The following is a 4,286-nucleotide window of genomic DNA, read 5'->3' as shown; positions in this document are numbered from 1 at the left end:
GCTCAACGGTTAATTGTTTATATTTTTTCATGCAAGACAAATTTAGGCTTTTGACCTTAAACACTTGGAGGAAAACTCCAAGTGTTTTTAATTTATCTGTTGCACTTATAACTTGAACTTACATTTTTATTAAGTAACAGATTAATTAATAATTTCTTCCTGATAACTAATTTTGAAAACCTCAGGAAATTTCCAAAATCCTACAAAATAATCTCAAAAAGTGTAGAACCATCTTGAAATAGTCGTTTCAAATTTTTCCCAGTAAGAATGCTAACCGTTTCTTCAATTTCCTTGCTTAGTTCAGTTTTCTGTCTGCAAGCGATTTTCCGACAACGCTGGTCAAAATTTTCTGCCAACTAGTATATAGGCGAAACAAACTTTCGTATATACACCCAAAAATGGGTAGATTAGCGAATGTTTGTTTCGTATTTTTAATAAACAAATATATCATTTTTAAGCTCAATTATCAATACCATTTCTTAATTTATTGCACTATAAATACTTATTATTGCTCATTAAAGCATACGGAAACAAAGCATCGAGTACCTTACCATCATAATTGAAAAAAATGCTATAAATAAAATGAAATGTCAAAATGGTACAAACAAAACCTATTTCATAAATGCATTTCCCTGCTAAAAATCTATACAATTGTATAGCTCTATTGCATTGCCCTATTAAACGGGAATAAAATGCCGATTGATTTCAATGCACATCCTTTCAATTTTTTGTTTAGTCTTTGCACATCGGCAAAAACAAAAGTTGTTTTCTTTTATTTTTGATTTTTTCCCTTTACAATGGGGTGTCTGAGTAGATAAAAAAGGGTAAAAAATTTTTGTCTTTTACAAATGCGGTATACATCACACAAACTTCCAAATAAGTTAATTATTTTACTCCTATTTGAGTATATGGAATTACTTAATTTTTTAAGGGTATATCAATTTTAGGTCTTAAACACCAAGCAAATCAATACATTACAAACAAATTTGTGTTTATACCGTTCAAAAAATAAACGGATAGGCTTACTAAAAAAGTTTTAGCTTGACCGTATATTCAAAAGTCGTACAACAAATAAAATAAAGATGTACAACAAATAGGTAAAAGATATAGGGCTTTTATTAAAAAGTCGTACATCTTTTATTATATTTACATATAAAAATAGAAAGTAGTAAGCTAATTAAACTATTTTTAGAACCTGATAAAATAAAAAAGATGGCAGTACAATTTAAAATGATTCCCAAACAAAACAATTTAGTTTCACCACCCGAAGTTAAATATTATCCGTGTGCCGTGAGTGTAGGGGTTGTACACTTAGATGATTTAGCACGTATCATTGCCGGGCGATCTACGATGAGTAGGGCCGATTGTTATGGTGTAATTATAGCTTTAAGCGACGTTATTGGAGAGGCTTTGTCCAACGGTAATATTGTAAAAATTGATAATCTAGGTACTTTTCAATTGGTATTGCACGGCACTCCAGCGGATAATGAAGCCGTTTTAGGTAAGTCTAACATCAAAGAGGCAAAAATCAATTATAAACCGTCAAAAGATTTGAAAAGTAAAATAAAAAGAATTACCTACAAGCGCATGCGGTAGCACATAAAAGAGCAACAACATGCATTGTTTTACAATAATTTAGCTATTTTCAAAGATGTATTACTGTCCAATAATGCAAAAATAAAGGCCAATTTTAAAATCGATTATTGCAAATTGCCTTGTAAAGAATGGTTTGAAAAAGTGTTGACATTGGTAAAAAAAGTACTAAAATAACGTTTACTTCACATTGCCATATTAAATTTTTAATAGTAGATTTACGGGCTGTTTATTAAGCAAACCTTAACATACTATTAAATGGGAATAAAATTCAGATTGACTTTAATGAGCTTCTTTCAATTTTTTGTTTGGGGCGCTTGGCTGATAACAATAGCCAACTATTGGTTTGGAACCAAGCAGTGGGGTGGGGCCGAATTTGGCGCAATATTCTCCACCTTAGGACTTTCATCGATATTTATGCCAGCCTTAACAGGTATTATTGCCGACAGATGGATGAACGCCGAAAAACTATACGGATTTTTGCATATTTTAGGGGGTGTTGCTTTGGCCTACCTTCCTCAGGTCAACGATCCAACTACTTTTTTTTGGGTCATTTTTGTAGCGATGGTGTTTTACATGCCGACCATTTCATTATCCAACTCTATTGCTTATACGATTTTAAAAAATAGTGCCTACGATGTGGTAAAAGTTTTTCCTCCCATTCGGGTTTGGGGTACAATCGGTTTTATAGCCGCGATGTGGTTGACCAATTTAACCGATAATAAAGCTTCTGGAAATCAGTTTTATATTGCCGCTGTAGCCGCTGTTGCATTAGGTATTTATTCCTTTACTTTGCCTAAATGTCCGCCACAACGCTTAACCAAAAAAGACGATTCTGTAATGGAATCATTAGGCTTGGATGCATTTAAATTATTTGCCAATTATAAAATGGCGTTGTTTTTTATTTTCTCGATGTTTTTAGGCGGTGCATTGCAATTAACCAACATGTATGGCGATGTATTTCTTTCGGATTTCGAAAAAATACCAGAGTATGCTGATTCTTTTGTAGTCGAATATTCAACCATCATCATGTCGATTTCTCAAATTTCTGAAACCTTATTCATTCTTGCAATCCCATATTTCCTTAGGAAATTTGGAATAAAAATGGTCATGTTGTTCAGTATGTTGGCCTGGGTTTTGCGTTTTGGATTCTTTGCTTACGGCGATCCTCACGAAGGATTATGGATGATTATCGTGTCGTGTATTGTGTACGGTATGGCCTTTGACTTTTTTAACATTTCCGGCTCTCTCTTTGTAGAAACCACAACCGATTCAAAAATTAGATCGTCGGCACAGGGATTGTTCATGATGATGACCAACGGTTTTGGAGCCGTTTTGGGTAGTTTTATCAGCGGTTATGTCATTGCGAATTATTTTACAGCAGCCGATGGAATGAAGGACTGGCACAACATTTGGCTCTCGTTTGCCGGTTATGCCCTGATTGTAGCGATTGCTTTTGCGGTTTTATTTAAACACAAACACAATCCGAAAGAAGTAGAAAATATCATACATTAAGATACAAAAACCCGACTCAGTTTCGGGTTTTTTGCTTTATTTCAAGTAATTACAACACGATGTACCAAAAACTAAAAGCTGTTTTGAATGAGAAAGGTATTCACGATAAAACCCTTCTTGCCCATGTTTGTAGTTTTTTTTCGATTGTAAAAGTAAAATCAAAAACCATTTTGGTCGATTACAATCAGGTTGCCGACAGTTATTTTTTTATCAATAAAGGTGCTATTCGATTGTTTACAATCAATAAAGAGGGATTAGAAACATCGCGCTACTTTGCTTTTGAAGGAAATTTTGTGGCTGCTTTGCCTAGTTTTATTGATCAAAAACCAGCTGAAGAGTTCATGCAAAGCATCGAAAACTGTGTGCTGCTTAAAATTTCCCGTACCGATTTTTACAAATTGGTGGAAACCATTCCTGAGTTTGCCCGAATTTATACCGAAATACTGGAACTTGGATTTATAGTTGCTCAAAAACGTATTTATGGTTTTCAAGGTTTTGAAGCTTTGGAAAAAGTGCAATGGATTATCAAAAATCAACCGCAGTTATTGTTGCGTGTTTCCAATAAAATGGTTTCTTCCTATTTGGGTATTTCGCCTTCTACTTTATCACGGATCAAAGCCAAACTCTAAAACGTTGACATAGGTCAAGAAATCATTTCGTGTGTTGTTTTAATTTTGAAAAAAATAAAATACATGAAACGATTGTTGCTTTTTATTCCATTCCTTTTTTTTGTTGCAAATGGTTTTGCGCAACATAAATACGCTACCACATCGGCACCTCAGTACATTGTTGCTTTAAACAATTTATCGTTAGAAGCTGCTTTTGAATTGCAAAAACAAGCCTCGGAATTGGCCGTCAAATTGGACAAGCACATTTCAATTGCTATTTTGGATGCTTCGGGAACACCACTATTGATGAGCCGTGGAGCAGGAGTTGGTCCGCACAATACCGAAGCCGCTCGAAGAAAAGCGTTTACAGCATTATCTACGAAAACGGCGACACTTGAACTGATGCGAAACGCTGCCAAAAGTACGGATACTCAAAACCTCAAGTCCCTACCCGAATTATTGTTGTTAAGTGGCGGCACTCCTATTTATTATCAAAAAGAAATTATCGGAAGCATTGGTATTTCCGGCGGCGGAAGTGCTGAAAATGATGACACTATCGCTCAATCCGTG

4 protein-coding genes are annotated in these 4,286 nt (G+C 34.6%); all 4 read left to right on the top strand.

All coding sequences use genetic code 11. The features are described from left to right. Positions 1 to 1,212: 1,212 nt before the first annotated feature. Positions 1,213 to 1,596, top strand: a complete 384-nt coding sequence (locus ACIQ2X_RS14185; protein ID WP_396179595.1) for an HU family DNA-binding protein — start codon at positions 1,213 to 1,215, stop codon at positions 1,594 to 1,596. A gap of 255 nt (positions 1,597 to 1,851) precedes the next feature. After that, complete coding sequence (locus tag ACIQ2X_RS14180) at positions 1,852 to 3,108, top strand: nucleoside permease (protein ID WP_396179594.1); 1,257 nt, start codon at positions 1,852 to 1,854, stop codon at positions 3,106 to 3,108. 59 nt (positions 3,109 to 3,167) lie between these two features. Beyond that, the gene (locus ACIQ2X_RS14175; RefSeq protein ID WP_396179593.1) at positions 3,168 to 3,737 is read left to right on the top strand and encodes a Crp/Fnr family transcriptional regulator; all 570 of its coding nucleotides are present in this window, start codon (positions 3,168 to 3,170) and stop codon (positions 3,735 to 3,737) included. A gap of 63 nt (positions 3,738 to 3,800) precedes the next feature. Next, on the top strand, positions 3,801 to 4,286 hold a 486-nt coding region (locus ACIQ2X_RS14170; RefSeq protein ID WP_396179596.1), incomplete at its 3' end, for a heme-binding protein.

The organism is Flavobacterium sp. (genome assembly GCF_044368625.1).
In the GTDB taxonomy this organism is placed as follows: domain Bacteria; phylum Bacteroidota; class Bacteroidia; order Flavobacteriales; family Flavobacteriaceae; genus Flavobacterium.
This window is presented reverse-complemented; position numbering and strand designations above follow the sequence as displayed.

Coding starts and splice junctions, on each gene's coding strand:
- ACIQ2X_RS14180 (WP_396179594.1), top strand. CDS start 1,852: ATGGGAATAAAATTCAGATTGACTTTAATGAGCTTCTTTCAATTTTTT.
- ACIQ2X_RS14185 (WP_396179595.1), top strand. CDS start 1,213: ATGGCAGTACAATTTAAAATGATTCCCAAACAAAACAATTTAGTTTCA.
- ACIQ2X_RS14175 (WP_396179593.1), top strand. CDS start 3,168: ATGTACCAAAAACTAAAAGCTGTTTTGAATGAGAAAGGTATTCACGAT.